This is a genomic window from Cystobacter fuscus, from assembly GCF_002305875.1.
Classification (GTDB): Bacteria; Myxococcota; Myxococcia; order Myxococcales; family Myxococcaceae; genus Cystobacter; species Cystobacter fuscus_A.
In genome coordinates this window covers 5,022,095-5,043,455 of the sequence record NZ_CP022098.1, presented here as the reverse complement: position 1 = coordinate 5,043,455, position 21,361 = coordinate 5,022,095, and the positions used below count along the sequence as shown (strand labels likewise).

Sequence of the window (21,361 nt, the reverse complement as noted above, 5' to 3'; positions counted from 1 at the left end):
GCTCAGAGACGGGACGCGGCCATGGGGAGGGTCCGCAGGCGCTCGCGCTCCTCGGGGGAGAGCGGATCCTCCCCGCGCAGGAAGCGCTCCAGGTGACCCAGGGAGTCGACGCCGAAGAAGAGCTCCTCGTCCGCGAGGACGGTGGGAACGCCGAAGCCCCCCAGCGCGAGCAGTTCCTCCGTGTTCCGGCGCACCCGCTCCTTCACGTCCGGCGTCCCCGCGGCGGCGAGCAGGGCCTGGGCCTCCAGCCCCACCGAACTCACACAGGCGCCCACGCGCTCGGGTTCCACGAGCCCTCCCCCACCCGCCCACGCCGCCGAGAACAGCGCGGAGACGAGCCGCTTCCGGGCATCCGCCTCCCGCACCGCGGCCGTCACCCGGAGCGCGAGCAATGGATTGAAGGGATGCGCCGAGGGGAAGACGAAGGGCACGCCGAGGTCATGGGCGAGCCGGTGGGTGTGCTTGTAGATGTAGAACCGTTTGGTGGGCACCTCCGCGGGCCCCATGGTTCCGAGGGCGTTGAGCACACCGGCGAAGAGCACCGGCACGACCTCCAACGTGCGGCCATGACGCTCGGCCAGGGCGGGAAGCTGCGTCCAGGCGAGGTACGCGTACGGCGAGACGTAATCGAAGAAGAAGCGCAGGGGAGCGGGACTCATGAACACCGAATCTATCCCGAGACGCTTCACGAGAGGCAGGGCCCCGGGAGCCGGAGGGAGGAGCGCTCATGCCGAGCTGGAAACCGCGGGAGCGCATTGCTATCCAGGGGCCGGAGGAGAGCCATGGCATCCGCGAAGGAGTGGGTCGGCAGTGTCCTGGGACGGTTGTTCTTTCATGACGCCACGGTGACCCGGGTGAGGGAGGTCTCGCCCCGGTTCCGGGAGATCGAACTCGAAGGAGCGGCCCTGCGCGGCCTCTCGTGGCAGGCCGGCGACAAGGTCCAGGCCATGATGCCCGGAATGAACATGCGGACGTACACCCCTCTGCATTGGGACAGCGAGCGAGGCGCCACGGTGTTCCTCGTCTATCTTCATGGCTCGAGCCCCGGCGCCCAGTGGGGCCGGGAGGTGCGCGTGGGGGCGGGCGTCCAATTCATCGGGCCCCGGCGCTCCCTGTCGCTCGATGATCACCCCGGAGCCACGGTGTTCTTCGGCGACGAGACCTCGTTCGGGGTCGCCCACGCGTTCAAGAGGACGCGAGCCCCTCGCGACTTCACCAGTGTCTTCGAGGTGTCCAACCCGGAGGAATCCACGGCGGTGCTGGGGGAGCTGGGCCTGGAGGGCGCGGTGGCACGCACGGCGGACGACGCCCACCTCGTCGAGGTGCATGAGCGCCTGCGGGCGGCGCTCCAAGCGCATCCGGAGGCCTGTCTGGTGATGACGGGCAAGGCCCAGTCCATCCAGGCACTCCGAGGGCGGCTCAAGGCCGATGGGCTCAAGCCCGCCTCCCGGGTCAAGGCCTACTGGTCCGTGGGGAAGACGGGCCTGGATTAGCGGCGCGCCTCACTCCCCCAGCGCGGAGACGTCCGGGCAGGAGGAGGCATCGCCCTCCTCGTCCGTCCCCCTGCGTCCCTTCTCGTAGGTGGTAGCGAAACCAGCATCCCAACACTCGACAAGGGTGGCGGTGGAACCCGTGGGCACGTCTCCGCCCGTCGCCTCCACGATGGCCATGCCCCCCTGGTCTCGCGTCCAACGACTGAGGACAACCACGGTCTCCATCCGTTCGCCGGGGATGAGGTCGATCTCCTCGAGCGAGAACCTCATTTCCCCCGAGCCTCCAGGAAGCTCGTGGTAGGCGTAGTCCAGCGCGAACCCACTCACGGGAATGAAGTGCATCCGCACGCTGCTGGGCAACGCACTCGTCTGGTAGTCGATGTCCAATCGCTTCTGGTCCGACATCCAAGGCGCGTGGATGCCACGCTCCTTCACCTCCGCCATGAGGATGCTCAGCGTCCCCCTGCCCTTGCGCGGCCCACCTTCCGACTGGAAGCTCCCCACCAGGGCGGACCACCACGCCTCCTCGTCCGAGCCCATGGGGCGGAACTGGATCTGGTAGTCGAAGTGCTCGGCCTCGCGCGTCATCAGGAATCGCATCTCGTGGCCGGGATTGCGCGGGTCTTGCTTCGGCCCCCAGATGCGCAGCTCCGGCGCGCGTGTCGTCGGAGGACTCATTCGAGTCTCCTCCAAGACGGAGAGCACTCCATCGAGCCCTCCGTTGAACCTATCCGCCGCCTGGCGAGTGATGTCGTAGAGTTGAGAGTGTTCACCCAGCGCCAGCGAGTCCACGCGCTGACTCGAGCTGCCCTTTCCCTGGAAACCCGCCGCTCCGGGCAGCTTGGCGGACAGGTCCTCTCGCGTTGGCAGCGCGTTGAGGAACTGGAGATCGTCGTTGGAGATACTCCCACCGCACGCGGTGGCGAGGCAGCCCAGAAACAAGAGCCGGGTCCGCATCATGCCCTTCTTTCCTTTCAGAGACGGTACTTCACGAGCGCCAGGAACTCCCAGTACCCAAGGGAGCGCTGATAATCGACGTTGTAGAAGAAGTAGTGGAGGCGGAGGTTCCCGGTGAACTCGATACGCTCCAAGGGCCGCCAGCGCACGCCAGTCACGACTCCCGGGGTGATCATCCCATACCGTTGATCCGGGAGGTTCACATCCTCGAAGTCGCGCCGCATGCCGAGGTAGGCGAGCCGTGGTCCGACGAAGGGAGACACGCGACCCAGGGGCCACTCGACCAACAGCGAGGTGCCCGCGGTCAGCACCGAATAGCGGTAGCGCGTTCCCTCGAGGGAGGGGAGCTCCAGCGTGTCGTCTTTCATGCCCAGTGCCAGATCGAAGGTCCAGCTCCAGCCCTCGCGCAGGTAGTCGTGCAGGCCCAACTCCAGAGCCATCAGGGGCACGTAGGGGAAGAGGTTCTCGCGGGTGGAGGTATCGAAGAAGGAGTGATGTCCGAGGGCGACCCCCACCGTCCAATGCGCGAGGGGCTCGCGCACCCGGGAAGGCACGCCTTTCACCGGATCATCCGAGAAAGGCGCGTCGCGCAGTCGCGACTCGTCGAGCACCGTGGTGAGCCCGCGCTGGATCTCGGTCTCGCCCACGCGCAGCCGGTCCGTCAGTCTCCGCTTCACCGTATACGTGCCCGGGGCCAGGGCGAGCCTGCGCTCGGTGTCCACGGTCTTGTGCAGCTCCGCCACCACGAGGCCACGAGGGTTCACGAAGTAGTAGTCCCCCGCGGGCGCGGTGCGGGGCACCAGCAGGCCCTCGTTGCTCGCCCGCGGATTCGTCAACACCAGGTCGCCCTGGCCGGCCAGGTCGTAGCTGAAGGTCGGGTGCTGAGCCCCCGCGCTGCTGTCCGCGGTGTCCGCCACGGTGCGGGCATAGGCATGGGAGTAGGCCTCGAAGAGTGTCACCTGACCATCCGCGGAACGGTCCGCGTCCCCCATCAGCCCGCTGATCAGGTGATGGGAGAAATAGCTGCCACCCAGCAGATCCGACTCCTGCGAGTCCTCGTCCGCCGAGCTGGAGGTGAGGATGACGAGTCCCCGGCTTTCCTGCACCGTGTCCGTGTCGACGACGAAGGAGGGCGCGCGCCGGGCGCCCTTCCTCCGCGTGAGCGCCCCGGAGCGGCACGAGTCCAGGATGGCGATGCGGATGTCCACGGGCGTCGCCGCCAGCCGGTGCTTGAGCGCCTCCAGATTCAGCGCGCTGCCTCCCATCCGCAGCGAGCCGTCCTTCGCATGACCCGAGTAGTAGACGAGGAGCGAGGTGCGCTCGCCCCGAGCCCGTGCCCCTTGTACGCGCGCTTCCAGCCTGGCGAGCGCCTGGAGGAAGTCCTCCGCGGTCTCGTCCAGCAGCAGTCGCGCATCGCCGGGCTCCACGCCGCCCAGCCGCACCAGGAGGTCGTGCATCTTGCGCGCATCGTCCTTCGCGAACCGCAGGGGCCGGGTACCCGCACCGCCCTCGTCGTTGCCCGCCACCAGGGCGAAGCGGCGCAGCGGCTGCGCCTGCACGGCCGCTGCCAACAACACGCCCAGGACGAGCACCCGGGCAGGACCCGCCAGGCGCCTCAGGGCTTGAGCAGCAACCAATGGAGCTCCTCACCCTCCACGCCCAGCGTGGACATGGCCACCACCTTGCCTCCCGCGACCTCCCAGCCCCGCCGTGCAGCGGCCTGAACGGCCTCCACCCTCAACGGCTTCTCGGAGAGCACCAACACCACCCGCTCGTGGCCCGTGCCCGTGAACTGCACGCTCTCGGGCAGCCAGTGTCTCCCGGCCCCCGCTTCGACGGGGAGGCTCAGCCCCTGCTCGGAATAGAGCGCCGATACCTCGCCGGTATCGTCCACGGACACCGCCATCACGTACCGGTAGGCGCCCGCCACATAGCCCAGGCGTACCCGCTCGTCCGGGAGGAGTGCCTCGGTGTCGCCCGGCTGGAGCGCGCGCTGGGGCCCATCGCCGCCGATACGCAGCTCCGCGGAGGCTCCGCCCTTGAGCCGGTTGAGGGAAGGAGACGGCGAGAGCAGCGGACGGGCCACCACCACCAGCAGGACCGTGGCCACCACGGCGATCAGCACACCATTGAGCCGGGGCCGGGCAGGCGCCGGTGGCGGCTTGCGCAGGGCGCGCTCCACGTTGGCCGCGAAGCGGTCGAAGGGTACCTCCTGCTCGAAGCGGGCCTGGTCCGCCTCGAGGCCCTTCATCACCTCGTGACACTCCGCGCACGAGGACACATGCGCCTGGACCTGCTGGGTCTCCGGGCCGGGAAGCTCTCCGGCGTGCAGCCGCCGCAGCGTCCATTCCAAGGGGTGAGTGCTCATGAGACCTTCAGCTCCTCGTTCGTCAGGGCGGCGAACCGCTCCAGCCGCTTGCGCACCGTGGGCACCGAGCGCTCCAGGATCGCGGCCACCTCCTCCAGCGTCATTCCGTCCACCCAGTAGTGCACCACCGCCGCCTGCGTCTCCAGGTCCACCCGGGAGAGCAGCGACCGCACCAGCTCCCGCGCCTCCATCTTCTGCTCTCCCCCATCCGCCTTCGGACGGGCCAGGACGGTCAGCTCGAACCAGCGCCGCCAGGGGGCCTGCTCCGCGCGCAGCAGGTTGAGACAATGGTGGGTGGCGATCTTCAGCAACCACGCCAGGGGCGAGGAGCCCACGCGAAATTCGTCCGCGGAGTTGAGGGCGCGGGCGAACACCTCCTGCATCGCGTCCTCCGCGTTCGCGGGGTTCTTCAACAGAAAGAGGCAGCGCCCGTACACGCTGCCGCCATACGCGGTGTACAGCTCGCGCAGGAACTCGTTCCGGTCCTTCTTCCCTCCAGTGATGGCCTTCAATGCGGATGGGGTGGCTCCTGCCACGGACGTCCTCGCCTCGCTACGGGATGGAGAACCCAGAGCATACGATGGGGTGTCGCGCGGCGTGGCGGCGATACAGCGGTGGGCAGGCTGGCATCCCAGCGCCCGTGTCTCGCGCTGTTCCGGCCCAGGGACATCGATTTCGAGGGTGAGCGCCAGGTCGATCTTCCCGATGCGGGTTGTCACCCACAGAGACACCGCAGGGCCCGAAAGCAGAAAGGCCGATCCGCATGGGGCTTCCTGGAAGAAATCGTCTCGCGGTTTTTCTGCTGAATGCCGTTGGCGTGTTTCTGCACCGGACCCTTTTCACCGAGGAGCACTGGTGCTTCGACGACTCATACTGGCAGCCACCCTCTGCCTCGCGGGGGGCGCATTGGCCAAACCTCCCGCGGGAGGCGTGTTCTGCTCCACCTACCCTTCGGCGCCCGCGTGTACGGGACAGCAACCGTCCTGCAACTACTGCCACATCGCGCCCCCCCAACGAAACGTCTTCGGCGCCGGGCTGGAGCCCCACCTGGTGCCCGGAGCGGCGCGCCCCCTGTCCGACACGGACTTCGCGGCCGCGCTCCCCACGGCGCTGAAGGCCGCCGAGACGGAGGACGCCGACGGTGACGGGGTGTCCAACCTCGTGGAGATCCAGCGCGGCACCTCGCCGGCGGATGCCACCAGCGTGCCCGTGGACACCGGCCGCTGCCAGGAGGGTGACACCAATCCCCGCTACGACGTGTGCCGCTATGACGCGCGCTTCGCATACAAGCGCCTGCTGCTCGACGTGTGCGGCGTGCCGCCCACCTACGCACAGCTCGAGGAGTTCCGCGCGTTGAGCCGGAACGACCAGCTCGCCCGGCTGGATGCCGAACTGGACCGGTGCACCCAGAGCGAGTTCTGGCGCGGCAAGAACGGGCAGTTGTGGAAGCTGGCCCACCCGAAGATCCGCCCGGTGGGCACGTTCAAGGCAGGCCCGGAGGACACCGGGAGCAATCCCCTCGCGGACTATTACGACGACTACGCGCTCTACGCCTACACGCAGCTCGACGACCACGACGCGCGCGAGGTGATCACGGCGAAGTACTACGTGCGCCGGGAGAGCAACCCTACCCGCTACACGGCGGTGCCGTCGCTGCCGACGCAAGTCCTGGATGAGCAGTACCGCGCGGGCAACATCAACTCCCATTGGAGCATCCTCTACTTCGTGATGTTCAGCGCGATGCCACGCAATGCCGCGTCGCAGGCCTATCGGGCCTACCTGGGCCTCGACATCGCCAGACAGGAGGGCCTCTTCAGCATTCCCGGCGAGCCCCGCGACTACGATCACGCGGGCGTGACCGCGCCCGCCTGCGCGGCCTGCCACGCCACGCTCGACCCACTGACCTACCCCTTCCGCAACTTCCAGGGCATCTACATCTATGCGCCTCGCGGCACCTGGGGCACCTACGTGCCCAACCGCCTCGAGAAGCAATTCTCCTATGTCTCTCCGATCATCGGCCAGACACCGGAGACCGGCTACCTCTTCGGCCAGAAGGTGAACAACGTCGTCGAGTGGGCGGAGGTTGGCGCCAACAGCGATGCCTTCGCCATCGCCGCCGTCACCGACTACTGGAAGCTGCTCGTGGGCCATCCCCCCACCCCCGAGGAGAACGCCGAGTTCGTCGCCACCTGGAAGCGCTTCAAGGGCACGCACCAGTACCGCGTGCAGCGCATGCTTCATGACCTGATCCGCACGGAGGCCTACGGTGCGCCCTGATTTCCTTCGCGTGTTGTTGCTGTCCTCCGCCTGTGTCCTCTCCGCGTGCCCCGCCCCCTCGCCCTCACAGCCTGATCCCGGTACGCCACCACCCGCGGATGCTGGCACGGGTTCCACCGGTGACGTGACCCGCTCCTCGCGCAACAGCCTGCGCATCCTGAATCCGGAGCAACTCACGACCCACTTCGCCGCGGCGCTGTCCCTGCCGCCGGAGCAGGTGTGCAAAGAGCTGGGCAGGTACGCCTGCACCACGGACGTGCACAACGTGGTCCTCAACGGCGTCGATCCGTATGTCGTCGGCCTCTTCGAGCCGCTGAAGGTCACGGGCGCGACGACGCCCAACGTCATCGACCGCGTGGCGCTGGCGGCCTGCGCCCGGCGCGTCTCGCTCGACGTCACCACCCCCGGGGAGGCTGTCCTCTTCAAGGGCCTCGAACTCGATACGCAGGGGCGCCTGGCCCACCGGGAGGGCGCGCCCGTCCGCGACGCCATCACCTCGCTCTACCAGCGCACCCTGTTGCGAGATCCCTCGGAGGCCGAGGTGGGCACCCTGTCGCAACTGGCAACCCAGATCGAAGCCTCGGGCAGCCAGACGCCGGGCCGCGACTGGATGACCATGGCCTGCTTCGCCGTCCTCTCCTCCGCCGAATCCATCTTCTTCTAAGGGAACGTCATGTCACTGCGTAACAATGGACGGCTCTCGCGCCGGGAAATCTTGAAGGCGTTGTCGATGTGCGCCGCGGGCTCCGCGATGGGACCCCTGCTGACGAGCTGCCGGGAGGGGCTCAACACCCCGGCGGCACTCGAGCAACTCGGAGGCGTGCGCCAGGCGCGCCTGGATGGCAAGCCCCGCTTCCTCATCGTGGTGGGCGCCGTGGGTGGCGCCTCCATCGTCGACAGCATGCTGGCGGTGCGCACCTCGGAGACGACGGCGGCGGGCGGCAACGCCGCGAAGCTCAACACCTTCGCCGACGCGCAGGTGCAGAACGTGGACGGCTCTCCGTTCCGTGCCGTGAAGGTGGAAGCCGGTGTCCTGGGCAGCATCCCCATGGCGTTGAAGACGGACCAGTTGCCCTTCGTGAAGAAGTACAAGGACTCCATGCTGGTGGCCACCTCGACGGGCACGTCGGTGAACCACGTCATCGCGCAGAAGCGCAGCCTCACCGGCAGCTCCGCCTGGCGCGGCCGGACGTTGCAGGAGTGTGTGGCCCTCCAGTACGGCGCGGGTTTCCCCCTTCCCAACGTGAACATGGGCAACCAGGGTTTCTCCGAGCGCGGCTCCGACAACTCCCTGCCCGCCTACTGCTACGGCGAGGTGGTGGCCAAACCCTCGTTCTGGTCCCTGGGCCTGGATGGCATGAAGGGCATCAAGGACCTGCCTTCCCGCGACGTGGTGAACCTGACCCGGGTCGTGCGCAACTCGCTCGACTCCCAGTCGGTCTTCGGCAAGACCTTCGACGACGCGGCGGCGCTCGAGCTGTGGAACGCGCAGCGCACCTCGGGGCAGTCCGCGCTGGAGATGCAGGAGCTGATCAGCCGCCTCAACATGATGCCCGACAATCCGGAGACGCCGCTTTCGGAGTACGGCCTGTCGAGTTCCCCCGACGCGGAGCGACTGCGCGCGGTGTTCCCGAACTACTTGACGGATCCCGTGGAGGGGCAGGCGGCGCTGGCCTTCCTGCTGATCAAGAACCGGGTGTCGGTGACGGTGACCCTGGGTCCTACGTTCAACATCGCGATGGGTGCATCGAAGCAGTTCACCAACCCGCCGCTGGCCTTCGACTTCAGCCACAATGAGCACCGCACGGTCCAGGCCTTCATGTGGTCGCGCATGATGGAGACGATCGACAAGCTCATCGAGCTGCTCAAGTCGGAGCCCTTCGACTCGAGCGGCGAGAGCCTGTGGGACCGCTCGTTGATCTACATGGCGACCGAGTTCGGGCGCACGCGCACAAGACAAGAGGGGGCCAGTCAGTTCGGCACCGGGCATGATCTCAACAACGGGTTCATGATTCTGTCGCCGATGGTCCGTGGCAACACGTTACTGGGAGGCGTGGATCCGAAGACCACGCTGACCTATGGCTTCGACCCGCGCACCGGCGCGCCCCAGCCCGGCAAGTTGGAGGCGAATGAGGCGGACATCTACTCGGGCATCCTCACCGCGATGGGCGTCGACACGTCCGGCAGCGGGCTGCCAGACGTGAGCGCCTTCGTGCGCACCTGAGCCACGCGGGACCGGGGGGGGGAACTTGCCCCCTCAAACCTCGACGAAATAGGTGCCGGTGATGCCCTCTTCGTCCATGGCCAACTTGACGCGCTCGGAGACGATGAGGACCACCGTCCAGCCCCAAGGACGGAAGATGTTGGCGTCCCCTACTCTCGCCGGATCCACCTTCAGCCCTCGAACGTTCTTGTAGTGCCCCACCCTGTCCGGCTCACCATCCTCGGGCCCCCGATAGAACACCTCGTCGCACCGGGCATCGTCGATGCACCGAATGATGTGTAGGGCGTTGAGGAGGAAAAAGGGCTCCGACTGACCGTCTATCTCAACTGGGATGAATTGCACTTCCCGCTGAAGGCCCAGACGCTCGAAGAGCGCGACCACCCGGCGGTGGACGATGGGAATACCAAAGGCACGGGAGAACTCGAGCGCAGTTCCATTCGGCATCACGCGCATACGAATTGGATGCTCGATGGTCAGGTACCTTCCCTTGCTGAACCGCCAGACGTCGAACATCTCTCCCCGCCCCGCCTCATCGGTGCGAGGCATCCGCAGGTACCATCGCCCTGGAATGTACTTGTCGTCGTCTATCTCGTAATACTTCGTTCGCGCTGTCATTGTGTCCTCAAGGTGGGCAAGACCAGACCCGGCCAGACCACATGAGCGGAGGTCTCCCCATATCCAGCACCGGGATTGAGTCAACTCAAACCTCGACGAAATGGGTGCCGGTGATGCCATCTTCCATCATGGCCAACTTGACACGCTCGGAGACAATGAGGATTCCATCCCAACCCCAGGGACGGAAGATATTGGCATCCCCGATCTTCGCCGGGTCCACCTTCAGCCCTCGCACGTTCTTGTACTGCCCCACCCTATCGGGCTCGCCATCTTCGGGCCGCCAGTAGAACACCTCTTCACACCGGGCGTCGTCGATGCACCTGATGATTTGCAGCGCATTGAAGATGAAATAGGGCTCCGCTTGGCCCTCCACCTCGACCGGAATGAACTGTACTTCACTCAGAAGGTCCAGACGCTCGAAGAGCGAGACGACCCGACGGTGGACGATGGGAATCCCTAGGGCCTCGGAGAACTCAAGCGCAACCCCCGCCGGCTTCACGGATATGCGAATCGGATGCTCGATGTTCAGGCGCCTTCCGTCGTTGAATCGCCAGACGTCGAACATCTCTCCCCGACCCGCCTCATCGAACTGAGGCATCCAAAGGTACCATCGCCGTGGAATGTACTTGTCGTCATCAATTCTGTAGTACTTCATCTGCGCTGTCATTGTGTCCTCGTGACGAGCTTGTTGAGCTTGGAGCCAGGCGTACACACCTCCCCGGCGATCTCGTCGAGCATCCTCACGAGCCTGGCCCGACATGCCACCTGAGTCCTACAGCCCTTGAGTACATCCCTGAGCCGATCAGCGACGTCACGGTGGTACTCCATGGGATGAGGCCCCTTGTGGTCTCGCAGGAAGACGATGTTCGCTGGGTCATCGAGGCTCATCCCCGCCTGTCTGAAGAGTCCTTCGAACACAGGTGTCCAGGGGCCACCATTGCTCTCGGACTTGTCGTTCTTGTTGGTACACAGGTGATGGGCATGGTTGTCGTCCTTCTTCGATTCGGCGCAGGCCCCTGTCGTCCGTGCCGAGGACACCGCCGAGGCCGCAGCGGAGGCCGTCGTGTTCGCCGATACGCCCATGAGCACCACGGTCCCGTTCGCCACGCTCACCTGAGCACGGGCCCCTGTCCCCACCGAGAAACCGCTCCGTCCGCCCGCGAAAGCAAATCTCGGAGGTGAGAGCCTCCCCCATAGACCGCCCCGGGGCACCTCCGGCAGTCCCCTGGCCAACTTCGCCCCCGCCACCGTCACCAGCACGCGCAGCCCCACTCCCCCCAATGCCTTGCCGAAGCGCTCGGCCACCGCCTCCAGTTGCGCCTGCGTCCTCGCCGCTTCCGCCTCCCGGTACAGCGTCAGGCACGCCATCCCCACGTTGTAGAGCTCCGTCGCCGTGTACGTCATCAGGAGTCCCAGCGTCACCGCCGCCGCGAACGCCTTGGAGAACAGGGGCTCCGGCGCCGCCCACGCCACCATGTAGAGCATCATCGACATGCCGACCGAAAAAGCCACCGCCGGAGAGTTGAACATCTCCACCGCGGCCTCACGTACGCCCTCCCCCATGTAGCGCGGCGAGAGCTTCAGGGCCTGGAACCACCTGGCACTCTCCAGCGATGGCGGCAACGTCAGCAGGGCCGGTCCGTACAGCTCCTCATGTTCCTCTCGCACACGCCTCTCGAAGTCCGGCAGTCGCGTCCCAGGCGAGCCGCCCGCCATCCCCGCCGTCAGTGCGCCCATGGCAACCGCCGCCAGCGGACGAGGCCCCGGCTTCGCCTCCTTGAATCCCCCCTCCAATGCCGCCACCACCGCCCGCGCATCCTCCAGCGAGAACAGCGCCAGCGCCGGATTCGGCTTGAGTGAAGCGAAGATGAGCTTCAGCCCCTCCCCTGGCTCACCGTGATGGGGGCTCACCCGCACGGGCTCCAAGACCGAAAGCCGCGCTTCGACGTCGGACGGAGCTGCTTGGACGGCGAGCGGCACCAGCAAGAACAGACAGAGGACGGGGAGGATGCGCGAGCACATGACGCGCGATTGTGCTTTCCCGGCAAGGTGGGGAGGCCAGACCCGGCCAGACCACATGCGCGGAGGACTCTCCCTCCAGCACCGGGCACCTGCTTCGACCACGACCTGTGGTGTCACCTCACCTCGAGAACAGGACCCTCCGTCCGAGGTTACTTCCGCCATCACCTCGTAGTATGAGGCCGCGACCTGCCGGTCGGACGAGCGCGGAGGAGCGAGGGTGTCCACGAATCATGGCGAGGTAACAGTCTCCCCGGGCGGACTGGAGCCGGGAACCCGGGTGGGCCGCTGGCGTGTCATGGAGCAACTGGGCGTGGGCGGCCAGGGCGCTGTCTACCGCGTGGAGGACATGGAGCACCCTGGCAACTTCCATGCGCTCAAGCTCGCGCTGCATGCTCGTGACGGGCGGACTGAGCGCGAAGTGGCGCTGATGATGAGCCGGGCGGCACATCCCCACGTGGTGGGCTTCCACGGCTGTGCGCGCTGGCCCTCCCCTCGCGAAGGGTGCCTGGGCTTCGTCATGGACTGGGTGCCCGGCCTGGCCCTGGACGTGTGGGCGGAGACGGACGGCACCACCTTTCGTCAGCTCGCCACCGCGGGTGCCACGGTGGCGCGTACCCTGGGCGAGTTGCATGCCCGGGGAGTCCTGCACCGCGACCTCAAGCCCGAGCACATCGTCGTGCGCGAGTCGGATGGGCAACCCGTGCTGCTCGACTTCGGCGCGGGCTGGTACGAGGGCGCGCCCCCGCTCACCACGGGTCCCCTGCCCCCGACCACGCTATACCTCCTCAGCCCCGAGGCGGTGCGCTTCCTGTGGCACAGCCCCGAGCGCCCCGGCTCGCACTACACCTTCCAACCCACCGATGACCTGTACGCCCTGGGGGTGTGCCTGTATCGGGCCACCACCGGGCACTACCCCTTCTCCGAGTGGCTGCCGGCCGACGTGTTGCAGTCCGCCATCGTCCACGTGCGACCGCTGGCGCCCAGACTCGTCAATCCCCGGGTGCCGCGCGCCTTGAGTGACGTGATCGTCCGGCTGCTGGCGAAGAACCCCTCGGAGCGCTGCCCGAGTGGCGCGGCGCTCCACGCGGCGCTGGTCGCGGCGGCCTCCAGCAAGAAGTCAGCGTGGGACGCGAGCATCTTCGAGTGGGAAGAAGTGCCACCGGTACGGGAGGGAGGCACACCCGAGCGGCACATCCTCCGGCCTCCGAGGCCCAGGCCCGCATTGACCTCTCGGCCTCCCGATCCCTCGCGCATGGCTCGGCGGAGCCACTGGCCCAGGAGGCTCACGCTCGCCGCATCGGTGCTGCTAACCCTGGTGCCCGTGACGCGAGTTCCACCCGAGAAGCCAGGCCTCCGTGCTCCAGACGAAGAGTGGGCCACGGATGCGCGGGTCGACCCGGCACCTGCCCAGTATGAACAGGCGCCGCTCCCGGTAAGAAATCAGAAGCTGGCTCCCTGTACGGAAGAGCTTGAACTGGAGCTGTCCGGCGCGTGCTGGTACTCGCTCGTCAAGCGACGGCCTCCGAATTGCCCACCCCAGACAATCTCGTACAAAGGCGAGTGCCTCCGCCCAGTGCCAAAATCGCGCCCAGTTCCGACCAGCGTGGATGGCGGTGGACCGGAAGCTCAGTGAACCAATCAGCTCGAGAGAACAGGCCAAACAACTGCCGAGGAACTCAAGGCGTTCTTGCGCCAGCTCTACAACCGACCCGAAATGCGCGCGAGGTTTCCCCTTGGATTCTGACCCTTCCTCTCAGAACATGCGTTTCTACGTCCTGGAGAAGCTGCGCGAAGGCCATCACGACACTGAATTCAACAGGCTCAGTTCGAACCTCGGCCCCGCACTGCGCTGCCCTCAATGTGGCGACACCATCGGAGGGCTGAGCTGGCTCCCTCCCTATCAAGGCGAACTGGAGCTCCACGGCAAGGACTTTGGAGATCTCATCACAGGTCCTTGTGGTGGCTTGCTGATCACCGAGCGCTTCGCCGAAGACTTCAAGGCAGAGGGGTTGACGGGTCTCAGCGGCCTCCATCCCGTCGAAGTGATGCGAGTACGCCGCAAACACCGTGGCCCCAAGGCTGGTCCACCGCCGAGCTATCTTTTCGTCACCCCGGCCTACGGGCATCCGGCTCTGGACATGGAGCGCAGCCGCATCCGAAGCAAAAAAACCATGACATGCACCTGGTGTCGCTACGTCGGCGCTGACGCCATTGACGGACTCACTTTGGAGGCCGGAACATGGAACGGTGAGGATGTGTTCCGGCCACGAGGCCTCTGGGGGGTTCTCATCGTATCCGAACGCTTCACGCGCATTGCCGAGAGACATTCCACGAGCCACATGACACTGGTGCCGATCGAGAAATATGTCTGGGACCCTCTGGGTCTTTACCATCCCCGACCGACCCAACAGAAACCGCCGAGCAAGAGCTAACACGGCGGCAGCGATGCATCAGCGGAAGGAATCGACTATCCACATGGCCGCACCGGAGTTGGTGAGCAGAGCCACTCCCGGAGGAGAGTCTGGACGCTTCTTCAAGCCGCCCCGGTCATCCCGTGCAACCCCACAGATGGCAATGGGCTCCCCATCCGGGGGACGCGCTTCGTAGTAGCGGATGACGACATTGGGTCCGGTCGTCCAGACCCGGCCATACAGGCGCGTCATCGAAGGCAGTGTGCCGAGCCGCTCGGTCGTGTAACTCTCGATGGGCCCGTCCGTGAGCGAGATGGGACTCTGATCGACCTGGTTGGCGTCGATCTCCATGAAGGCGGCCTCGCCAGGGCGCAGCCGCAGGATCTTCATCGTTTCCAGCGCCTTCTCCGAGCACTCCTGTGGGCCAGGACTCCCGTCGGGGCGCAGGGACCCCCCCGAAGCCGAGCAGGCCAGACCCGAGGACGACAGCAGGACAAGAAGCCGGAGGCGCTTTGTTTTCGTCGAGATCATGATGGGGCTCTTTTATCGTAAGCGTTCATCCCCGCGCAGCAGGCACGGAGCCGCGTGTCGAAGCTCAGCGCCGATGCCGGGGTGCTGGCTCCATGTAGACGCAAGCCTGTCGAAGTCCCCCATCCCTGAAGATTTCGAGCACGAGCTGGTCCCTGCCCTTGTTCGAGAAGAGCGAGTCCGCATCCGTGACGATGGCAATGCGCCCGGTCTTTCCTGGGGAGATGACGGCCGACGACATGCGGAGGGCAAAAGGCTTCTCCTCCGACGTCAATAAACTGGTGAGGCTCGCTTCCTGAAGCGCCCAGGGCTTCTGCTCATCCAGGTTCTGGAGCGTGAAGACGACAGCGACCCGCTTCAACTCATCGTCATCGAAGATAACGACTTCCGCTTTGATACCGTTCTCATTGAGGCGCCACTTCCTCCACAGCTTGAACGGGGTCAGTTCCACACGGTTGGCCGCCAGAAGCGCCGCCAGCGCGTGGTTCACCGAGGTCTCCTCCTCGTGGTAGCGCCGGACCTTGGCATGCAGTGACCTGTTCTCCTCCTGCATCTCCTCCAGCCTGGATCGGATGGCGGCTGGAGACTCCGACTCGGCGAAGACATTGACCTGACCGTCCACTCCGCGTTCTCCAGCTCTCACGATGAATGGGAGTGAGGTGCCATCCACGAACGTCACCAGCAGCATGAAGCGGTCGTCCGGGGCCAGTTTCTGGAAGGGAACGAGGACCACGGACTTCCCGCCGACCAACGGTGGCTCGAAGCGAGCCTCCCACCCCAGGAGCTTCGTCTGCGCCGGGTCACAGGGGCGCTCGAAACGGAGTGTGGTCACGTTCTGCACGGCAACAAACACCTCCGTCACTTCATCCTTGGGGCTCTTCGTGAGGTAAACGCTCCGCTGCCGGACAGGCACATCCTGGGCCGCGCCGACTTGGGACAACAGGACGAGGAGGCAGAACAGCACGTACATGAATCCGCGGAAGGATCGTTCCATGGAGCGCCACCTTACCTTGGAGGTCGCTCTCGCGTCTACCTTGGAGGTCAGCAGTGAATGCTGAGCTGAGGGGCAGTCCCCTGGCCAACTTCGCGCAAGACGGCATCAGAGAGTCGGGCGAGGCGGCACAGGAATATCGAAGAGACGTCCCAATTCACGGACGAGCTTGTCGAAGGAGTCCGTGCGTCGCGCAGCCTCCAGGTCGAAGCGGTTCGTGAAGGCAGGCTGGTCGATGGTCTCCTGATATCCCGTTGGCATGTGATTGCCCAGCCATCCCTTGGCGTTGCGGACAGTCTCGGGGGCAGGAGGTGCGACGAGGTCAGCGGGAAGCCCTCGATAACCCTGGAGGGACTCAGCAGAGGCCAGGAACCATGCCTCATATTCGCGCTTCGCGATGACGATGGATACGGCACGATCAGGACGTTGCTTCCGCGCCCAATCCAGGAGTCGTGGCCCCAATTGGCAAGGGAGGTCATCATCAGCATCGAGCAGAACGAGGATTCGTCCCCCGTCACCCACCTTTCGCGCCATGAGCTCGATGGCCCGCCGGAGTTCATCCTCCTTGACAAGCTGCCCTCGCGAAACACGATGCGGAGGAAGGAGCGTGGGATGCAGTTCGGGAGCCAGATCCTTCAACAACCTGCGCACGAGCAGAGGAACAGCCTGCACTTCTCCGTGGCCCTCAACGATGAGACCCAGTTTCATCGAGACTCCAGGTCGAAGAGCTGCAGCTGCGCCGGCTCGGGAACTGACTCCGCATCAGGTGCGAGCTGGTTTGCCTTCAACAGCTCTCCCGCCGTGTAGAGCCGATCCCGAAGCGTGTCACGTGTGGCCTGGTCAAGTGCTCCGATGATGGTCTTCCCCTGCTCGGCCATGACGGGGATGATCTCGTCAGCAGAGACCTCTGGTGCATCAAGAAGTTCTGGACTGTGACTGGTGACGAGCACCTGGGCATGCCGCGAGCCATCGCGGAGTGCATCACGCAGGATGCCCGCTGCCGCGGGATGTAGAGCGACCTCGGGCTCTTCGATGCCGATGAGGTGCACGCGCTCCTCTTCCCGGGCCTGGAGAAGGGCAGCAAGAATGCCCAAGGCTCGCAAGGTCCCATCGGACATGTTGATCGCTGGAAAGCGCCAGGGTTCCTTGGAGCCTTCGACATTCTGGCGGAACTCCAATGTCTCCATGTGTCCGACGCGCTTCGGGTCCACCCCCTCCAAACCAGGCACGATACGGCTCAGATACTCCTCGATACGCAGCTTGGTGCTTCCACCATGCATTTTCTCGAGACGCTCCAAAACACTGGAAAGATTGGAGCCGTCGCGCGCGAGTAGCTCGCCTTTGTCAGGGTATTGAAGGTCTCGGATTCTGTCTGGGTTCAGATTGTAGAACCCCATGTTCGAGAGCACGTCGAAGAGAGGCCGGAACTCCGGGAGCCCCGCGGCGTTGACGAGGTACAGGCGGTCTTTCGCCGCGGGCGGGGCAACAGCCATGCCCTTGGATGCAACCACCTGGCCCTCTTTGACGAGGTAGGAGGCATCACCCACGACGCACTCTTCTCTCTGGACAGCGTAGTCACCGTGCGAGCGTGCTCCCACTTCGAAGGAGAAATGTCCCTGCGAGCCATCGGGGAGTTGTAGATCAAGGCGGATGCCAAAGTGGGTCGGGTGCCCACTCGATCTCCTTCGTACTTGATGGACTCCTCCACGGTCTCGGAGTGCGTGCTCGAGCGATGTTCGCAGTGCATCCGTGATGAGCCGCAGAGCATCCAGGAAATTGCTCTTTCCCGAGCCATTGGGTCCCACGAGAAAGGTGAGGGGTCCGAGTCGCACGTCACACGCGGCGATGCTTCGGTAATCAAGAAGCCGCACGCGGGTCAAGAAAGGGATTCGCTTGACGGGTAGTTGAAGCGTGTTCTGCTTGATGGACTCAGGCGATGGCATCAAAGGTCTCACAGGTGACATCGCTCCTCGTCACCACGTTGCGGACGCAGCGTAGACGAACGGAGGTGTGCCGCAAGCTCACAGTACTCTCCTGGCGGCATTCCCCCGGCCCATGGGAATCCGGTTGGACTACACTGCGCCCCATCGGAGGTCCCGATGAAATGTCCGGAGTGCAAGCAGCCCATGCTCGAGCGCGCCTTCGAGGGCCGCAACGGCACGCGCGTCACGATCGACGTCTGCCAGGAGTGCGGGGGACTGTGGTTCGACACCCACGAGAGCCTGCGGCTCTCCCCCACGGGCACCCTCCAGCTCTTCCGCGCCGTGTACGGCCAGCGGGGCTCCTACCACCCGAGGCGCTCGGGCACCCTCTCCTGCCCTCGCGGTGACGAGAAGCTCGCACTCGTCCATGACATGGCGCACAACCACCGCTTCCAGTACTCGCGCTGCCCACAGCAGCACGGCCACTTCATCACCTTCTTCCAGTTCCTCCGGGAGAAGGGCCTCGCCCGCGAGCTCAACCCCAAGGAGCAAGCGGAGCTGCGCAAACACGTGGACACCCTGCTGTGCTCCGACTGCGGCGAGCCCGTGCGCCTGGCCAACATGACCGCCTGTGCGCGCTGCCGTGCCCCCTTGAGCCTCCTCGACCCGGCCTGTGTGGAGACCACCATCCGTGGGGCCCAGAAGCCGGGCGACTCGCGCCGGGACGTGGCCCCCGAGGTCGCCGCGCGGCTCCTGATGGCGAACCAGGGAACGAAGCAGTTCCGCCCGAGCGCCCCAGCCCGCTCCCAGGCCACGGCCCCGGTCGTCATCCTCCCCTCCGAACAGACATCGGCCTCGAGCGAGGGCCTCGATCTCATCGCGGCCGGCGGAGAACTCCTGTTCGATGCCCTGGATCTGCTGGACATCTTCTCCTAGGGACGCCCGCTCAGAAGGTGTACTTCACCCGCGGGAAGACGGCGAAGGTCGGGATGTTGGGCCCGATGAGGTAGCGGGCCATCACGTCCGCGCCCACGGAGAAGTGGTCCAGGGGCGTCGCGTACTCCACCCCAATCCCCACGCCCGCGTTGGGCACCGTCCGCGGCGCCGCCGGATCCCCCGTGCCCGTGGGCGACAGGTCCAACCGCGACAGCCCCGCCGCCAGCCTCGGCACCAGGTAGAAGCGCGTGGCCAGCGGCACCAGGTAGCCCGCCGTCACGTCGGCGAACACCACCGAGAAGTTGTCGCTCCGGGCGCACGCGTTCGTCCCCGGCAGGTAGCTGGCGAAGCAGTTCGCCGCCGACGCTCCCATGCCAAAGTGCAACCCCAACGTCACCCGATCCGAAATGTCATACCCCACGCCCAATTGCAGGTACGTCTGCGCGTTGGAGTAGCGGTTGAGCCCTCCCACGGTGAAGAACACCCCGATATCGGCCTCGGTGAAGAAGCCCCGGCGCACCTCGAGCGGCACTCCCTCGGGGGCGGTGGCCGACAGGGCGGCGGTGGGCAGCAGCGCGAGCACGGCGGTCAACAACGGCGTCTTCATCTCCACGAACCCTCTCGTAAAAACTCGCCCCCCTCCCAGGCCGGGAGAGGGGCGTGCACGTCATGAGCGCTTCAGCCTGACAGGGACTACTCGCCCGCGGGCGAGAACAGCCAGGGATACGTCACCGCCACGACACCGCCCCCCTTGGGCTCGGGGAACTTCCAGCGGCGGATGCGCGAGAGCATGCAGGCCTCGGCCGCGGAGCTGTTCAGTGTCGTCTCCGTCACGTTCGCCTCGGCCACCCCACCCGCCGGATCAATCGTGAAGGCCACCGCCACCTTGCCCGCCAGACTCGGGTTCTTGTTCAGCTCCGTCTCGTAGCAGTATTTGATTTCATTCTGGTGGCTGCGGATGATCTTCGCGATGACGTCCTTGTCCAGACCGCCAATCACCGTGGTCTTCCCAGGGACGATCTTCGTCACCGTCTTGCCGCGGCCGGACAGGTCGATGCCGCCACCGCCCATGCCCCGACCGTTGCCCCTGGTGCCCAGGCCACCCATGCCGAGCCCGGCGCCACCACCGCCCGTGCCCTGACCGCGCGAGCCCAGCCCGCCCACGCCCTGCGCGTCACCCAGGCCCGCGCCGCTCTTGAGGCCACCCAGCGCGGAGTTGATGCCCGTGCCCAGGCCACCGGGGCCGAACACGTCCGAGGCGCCGCCCTTGAGGCCCTTCATCGCGCCGAGCAGACCCACCTGGGCGATCGTCTTGCGGTCCTGCTCCTTCTTGTTCTTGTTGACGATGGGCGTGCCCGCCTTGGACGGATCCGCCTCGGCCTTCTTCGCCTCCTCCTTGCCGAACTTGCCCTCCTCGTCCTTGGCCTTGGCCCCCTCGTCCGCGCTCTTCTTGTTGAAGCGCTTCATGTCGATGGGCTTGCTCGGCTTGACGAGGAACTTGGCCACGCGCTGCTGCGCCTGGAACACGTCGTCCGCGTTGGGCGTGTCCGAGCGGGGCGTCAGCAGCATCGCCGCCACCACGGCCGCCGCCGCCAGCAGGCTGACGCTGAGGATCTTGAACCAGGTGAAGTCCGCCGGCTTCAGGTCGTTCACCGGAAGCGCCGGCGAGGGCTTCACGTAGCGCACCACGAAGGTGAGCGTGCCGAGCGACACCTCGGCGCGCTCGTGCAGCCCCAGCGAGTACGCGTGCTCTCCGTCCGTGGCCTTGAGCCGCCCCTGCGAGCGCAGCAGCTCCTTGGTGCGCACGTCCCCGTTGTCGGTGACGATGACGCCCGCGCCCGCCGGCACGCGCAGCTCGAACTGCTCCCCCCTGGCCACCGCCAGCACGTGCCGCGCTCCCACCTCGGGCTCGTACACGTGGAAGAAGTCGCGCTTGCCCTCGCCGATGGTCACGGGCACCCCGTCACGGAAGTGCTCCACCGCCAGCATCTGATCGCCCCAGAGCTGACGCACCTGGAGGACCTTGGCGTCCTTCGTCGGCAGCGCCTCGGGCGGCAGCGGCTCCTGCAGATACGCCGCGGCCGGAGTCCTCGGCTTGCGCGCCACGGGAGCCGGCGCGACCGTCGCAATCCCCGTGCGGCTGCGCATCCCCGGCGGCACCGCCCGGGGCGCCTGCTCCACAGCCCGGGCGGGAGCCCTCGGCGCCGGTGCGATCACCTGCGTGGCCGGCAGCAGCACCGAGCCCTGCATGGAGCCGCCGTTGACCTGCGCGCCCGCGTGCGACTCGTCCCCGAAGAAGACCTCCACCTGCGAGCCGCCCACCAGCAGCACATCGCCCGGAGCGAGCGTCTTCGGGCCGATCACCCGCTGGCCGCCCACCTGCGTGCCCGCCTCGCTGCCCAGATCGATCGCCGTCACCGAGCCGCGCTCCACCTTCAACATCACGTGGAGGTTCGAGACCCGTGGATCCAGGATCTTCACCGCCGCCTGCGCGCCCGAGCCGACGATGACGCTCTCGGCGTCCGAAACGGCCTCGTGCACGGAGCCGTCCGGACCGGTGATTCGCAGCATCAACCCATTCTTCTTCCCCACCATCCCCGCCTCCTCCCTTCCGTCC

The 21,361-nt window shown here is 66.1% G+C and carries 21 protein-coding genes; 7 read left to right on the top strand and 14 right to left on the bottom strand.

Annotation, left to right across the window (positions count from 1 at the left end; translation table 11 throughout):
* Window positions 1-2 precede the first annotated feature (2 nt).
* Window positions 3-659 carry a 2-hydroxychromene-2-carboxylate isomerase gene (locus tag CYFUS_RS20755; RefSeq protein WP_095992138.1) on the bottom strand — a complete coding sequence of 219 codons (657 nt, stop codon included), beginning with the start codon at window positions 657-659 and terminating at the stop codon, window positions 3-5.
* Between the two features lie 123 nt (window positions 660-782).
* On the opposite strand from CYFUS_RS20755, the gene CYFUS_RS20750 reads away from it, so the two are divergent.
* Complete coding sequence (locus tag CYFUS_RS20750; RefSeq protein ID WP_095986805.1) at window positions 783-1,493, top strand: siderophore-interacting protein; 711 nt, start codon at window positions 783-785, stop codon at window positions 1,491-1,493.
* Window positions 1,494-1,502: 9 nt separating this feature from the next.
* Here CYFUS_RS20750 and CYFUS_RS20745 read toward each other — a convergent pair whose 3' ends face one another.
* Genes CYFUS_RS20745 through CYFUS_RS20730 form a run of 4 tightly spaced genes read right to left on the bottom strand, consistent with a single transcriptional unit; the run spans window position 1,503 to window position 5,330 of the window.
* Window positions 1,503-2,453 (bottom strand): hypothetical protein, encoded by a 951-nt coding sequence (locus CYFUS_RS20745; protein ID WP_095986804.1) that lies wholly within the window; start codon window positions 2,451-2,453, stop codon window positions 1,503-1,505.
* Window positions 2,454-2,467: 14 nt separating this feature from the next.
* Window positions 2,468-4,087 (bottom strand): caspase family protein, encoded by a 1,620-nt coding sequence (locus CYFUS_RS20740; RefSeq protein ID WP_095986803.1) that lies wholly within the window; start codon window positions 4,085-4,087, stop codon window positions 2,468-2,470.
* Window positions 4,066-4,818: a zf-HC2 domain-containing protein gene (locus tag CYFUS_RS20735; protein ID WP_095986802.1), complete on the bottom strand. Its 753-nt coding sequence runs from the start codon at window positions 4,816-4,818 to the stop codon at window positions 4,066-4,068. Before CYFUS_RS20735 ends, CYFUS_RS20740 begins: the two co-directional genes overlap by 22 nt.
* A complete protein-coding gene (locus tag CYFUS_RS20730; protein ID WP_095986801.1) occupies window positions 4,815-5,330 on the bottom strand; it encodes an RNA polymerase sigma factor in 516 nt (171 codons plus the stop codon). Before CYFUS_RS20730 ends, CYFUS_RS20735 begins: the two co-directional genes overlap by 4 nt.
* Window positions 5,331-5,673: 343 nt before the next feature.
* Between CYFUS_RS20730 and CYFUS_RS20725 the strand changes: the two genes are divergently transcribed.
* The 3 genes from CYFUS_RS20725 to CYFUS_RS20715 are packed head-to-tail and all read left to right on the top strand — an operon-like array spanning window position 5,674 to window position 9,319.
* Window positions 5,674-7,095, top strand: coding sequence for a hypothetical protein (locus CYFUS_RS20725; RefSeq protein ID WP_232537683.1), 1,422 nt, complete (start codon window positions 5,674-5,676; stop codon window positions 7,093-7,095).
* Window positions 7,085-7,759, top strand: a complete 675-nt coding sequence (locus CYFUS_RS20720; RefSeq protein ID WP_095986799.1) for a hypothetical protein — start codon at window positions 7,085-7,087, stop codon at window positions 7,757-7,759. The genes CYFUS_RS20725 and CYFUS_RS20720 overlap by 11 nt, the downstream gene beginning before the upstream one ends.
* A 9-nt stretch (window positions 7,760-7,768) precedes the next feature.
* Window positions 7,769-9,319: a hypothetical protein gene (locus CYFUS_RS20715; RefSeq protein ID WP_095986798.1), complete on the top strand. Its 1,551-nt coding sequence runs from the start codon at window positions 7,769-7,771 to the stop codon at window positions 9,317-9,319.
* A gap of 33 nt (window positions 9,320-9,352) precedes the next feature.
* Here CYFUS_RS20715 and CYFUS_RS20710 read toward each other — a convergent pair whose 3' ends face one another.
* The 3 genes from CYFUS_RS20710 to CYFUS_RS53980 form a co-directional block, all read right to left on the bottom strand.
* Complete coding sequence (locus CYFUS_RS20710) at window positions 9,353-9,934, bottom strand: imm11 family protein (RefSeq protein WP_332468404.1); 582 nt, start codon at window positions 9,932-9,934, stop codon at window positions 9,353-9,355.
* 85 nt (window positions 9,935-10,019) lie between these two features.
* Complete coding sequence (locus CYFUS_RS20705; protein WP_332468403.1) at window positions 10,020-10,601, bottom strand: imm11 family protein; 582 nt, start codon at window positions 10,599-10,601, stop codon at window positions 10,020-10,022.
* Complete coding sequence (locus CYFUS_RS53980; protein WP_269770252.1) at window positions 10,598-11,845, bottom strand: AHH domain-containing protein; 1,248 nt, start codon at window positions 11,843-11,845, stop codon at window positions 10,598-10,600. The genes CYFUS_RS20705 and CYFUS_RS53980 overlap by 4 nt, the downstream gene beginning before the upstream one ends.
* 328 nt (window positions 11,846-12,173) lie before the next feature.
* Here CYFUS_RS53980 and CYFUS_RS20695 point away from each other — a divergent pair, with 328 nt between their 5' ends.
* Together CYFUS_RS20695 and CYFUS_RS52805 are read left to right on the top strand one after the other, a co-directional pair.
* Window positions 12,174-13,589 (top strand): serine/threonine protein kinase, encoded by a 1,416-nt coding sequence (locus CYFUS_RS20695; RefSeq protein WP_095986796.1) that lies wholly within the window; start codon window positions 12,174-12,176, stop codon window positions 13,587-13,589.
* Window positions 13,590-13,716: 127 nt separating this feature from the next.
* Window positions 13,717-14,388, top strand: coding sequence for a hypothetical protein (locus tag CYFUS_RS52805; RefSeq protein ID WP_232537682.1), 672 nt, complete (start codon window positions 13,717-13,719; stop codon window positions 14,386-14,388).
* 18 nt (window positions 14,389-14,406) lie between these two features.
* On the opposite strand, the gene CYFUS_RS20685 is transcribed toward CYFUS_RS52805, so the two are convergent.
* The 4 genes from CYFUS_RS20685 to CYFUS_RS20670 form a co-directional block, all read right to left on the bottom strand.
* Window positions 14,407-14,757 carry a hypothetical protein gene (locus tag CYFUS_RS20685; RefSeq protein WP_332468402.1) on the bottom strand — a complete coding sequence of 117 codons (351 nt, stop codon included), beginning with the start codon at window positions 14,755-14,757 and terminating at the stop codon, window positions 14,407-14,409.
* Between the two features lie 205 nt (window positions 14,758-14,962).
* Window positions 14,963-15,889: a DUF2381 family protein gene (locus CYFUS_RS20680; protein WP_095986794.1), complete on the bottom strand. Its 927-nt coding sequence runs from the start codon at window positions 15,887-15,889 to the stop codon at window positions 14,963-14,965.
* 105 nt (window positions 15,890-15,994) lie between these two features.
* Window positions 15,995-16,594, bottom strand: a complete 600-nt coding sequence (locus CYFUS_RS20675) for a DUF4276 family protein (protein WP_095986793.1) — start codon at window positions 16,592-16,594, stop codon at window positions 15,995-15,997.
* Complete coding sequence (locus CYFUS_RS20670; RefSeq protein ID WP_095986792.1) at window positions 16,591-17,829, bottom strand: AAA family ATPase; 1,239 nt, start codon at window positions 17,827-17,829, stop codon at window positions 16,591-16,593. The genes CYFUS_RS20675 and CYFUS_RS20670 overlap by 4 nt, the downstream gene beginning before the upstream one ends.
* A 156-nt stretch (window positions 17,830-17,985) precedes the next feature.
* On the opposite strand from CYFUS_RS20670, the gene CYFUS_RS20665 reads away from it, so the two are divergent.
* Entirely contained in the window at window positions 17,986-18,744 is a 759-nt protein-coding gene (locus CYFUS_RS20665; protein WP_095986791.1) for a zf-TFIIB domain-containing protein, read from the top strand.
* A 10-nt stretch (window positions 18,745-18,754) separates the two neighbouring features.
* Here the strand turns inward: CYFUS_RS20665 and cglE are convergent, their stop codons facing one another.
* Entirely contained in the window at window positions 18,755-19,351 is a 597-nt protein-coding gene (gene cglE / locus CYFUS_RS20660; RefSeq protein WP_095986790.1) for an adventurous gliding motility protein CglE, read from the bottom strand.
* An 86-nt stretch (window positions 19,352-19,437) separates the two neighbouring features.
* On the bottom strand, window positions 19,438-21,339 hold the full coding sequence (locus CYFUS_RS20655) for an AgmX/PglI C-terminal domain-containing protein (protein WP_095986789.1): 1,902 nt from the start codon (window positions 21,337-21,339) through the stop codon (window positions 19,438-19,440).
* Window positions 21,340-21,361 lie beyond the last annotated feature (22 nt).

Coding starts and splice junctions, on each gene's coding strand:
- CYFUS_RS20755 (WP_095992138.1), bottom strand. CDS start 659: ATGAGTCCCGCTCCCCTGCGCTTCTTCTTCGATTACGTCTCGCCGTAC.
- CYFUS_RS20750 (WP_095986805.1), top strand. CDS start 783: ATGGCATCCGCGAAGGAGTGGGTCGGCAGTGTCCTGGGACGGTTGTTC.
- CYFUS_RS20745 (WP_095986804.1), bottom strand. CDS start 2,453: ATGATGCGGACCCGGCTCTTGTTTCTGGGCTGCCTCGCCACCGCGTGC.
- CYFUS_RS20735 (WP_095986802.1), bottom strand. CDS start 4,818: ATGAGCACTCACCCCTTGGAATGGACGCTGCGGCGGCTGCACGCCGGA.
- CYFUS_RS20715 (WP_095986798.1), top strand. CDS start 7,769: ATGTCACTGCGTAACAATGGACGGCTCTCGCGCCGGGAAATCTTGAAG.
- CYFUS_RS20710 (WP_332468404.1), bottom strand. CDS start 9,934: ATGACAGCGCGAACGAAGTATTACGAGATAGACGACGACAAGTACATT.
- CYFUS_RS20705 (WP_332468403.1), bottom strand. CDS start 10,601: ATGACAGCGCAGATGAAGTACTACAGAATTGATGACGACAAGTACATT.
- CYFUS_RS52805 (WP_232537682.1), top strand. CDS start 13,717: ATGCGTTTCTACGTCCTGGAGAAGCTGCGCGAAGGCCATCACGACACT.
- CYFUS_RS20685 (WP_332468402.1), bottom strand. CDS start 14,757: ATGAAGATCCTGCGGCTGCGCCCTGGCGAGGCCGCCTTCATGGAGATC.
- CYFUS_RS20680 (WP_095986794.1), bottom strand. CDS start 15,889: ATGGAACGATCCTTCCGCGGATTCATGTACGTGCTGTTCTGCCTCCTC.
- CYFUS_RS20675 (WP_095986793.1), bottom strand. CDS start 16,594: ATGAAACTGGGTCTCATCGTTGAGGGCCACGGAGAAGTGCAGGCTGTT.
- CYFUS_RS20670 (WP_095986792.1), bottom strand. CDS start 17,829: ATGCCATCGCCTGAGTCCATCAAGCAGAACACGCTTCAACTACCCGTC.
- CYFUS_RS20665 (WP_095986791.1), top strand. CDS start 17,986: ATGAAATGTCCGGAGTGCAAGCAGCCCATGCTCGAGCGCGCCTTCGAG.
- cglE (WP_095986790.1), bottom strand. CDS start 19,351: ATGAAGACGCCGTTGTTGACCGCCGTGCTCGCGCTGCTGCCCACCGCC.
- CYFUS_RS20655 (WP_095986789.1), bottom strand. CDS start 21,339: ATGGTGGGGAAGAAGAATGGGTTGATGCTGCGAATCACCGGTCCGGAC.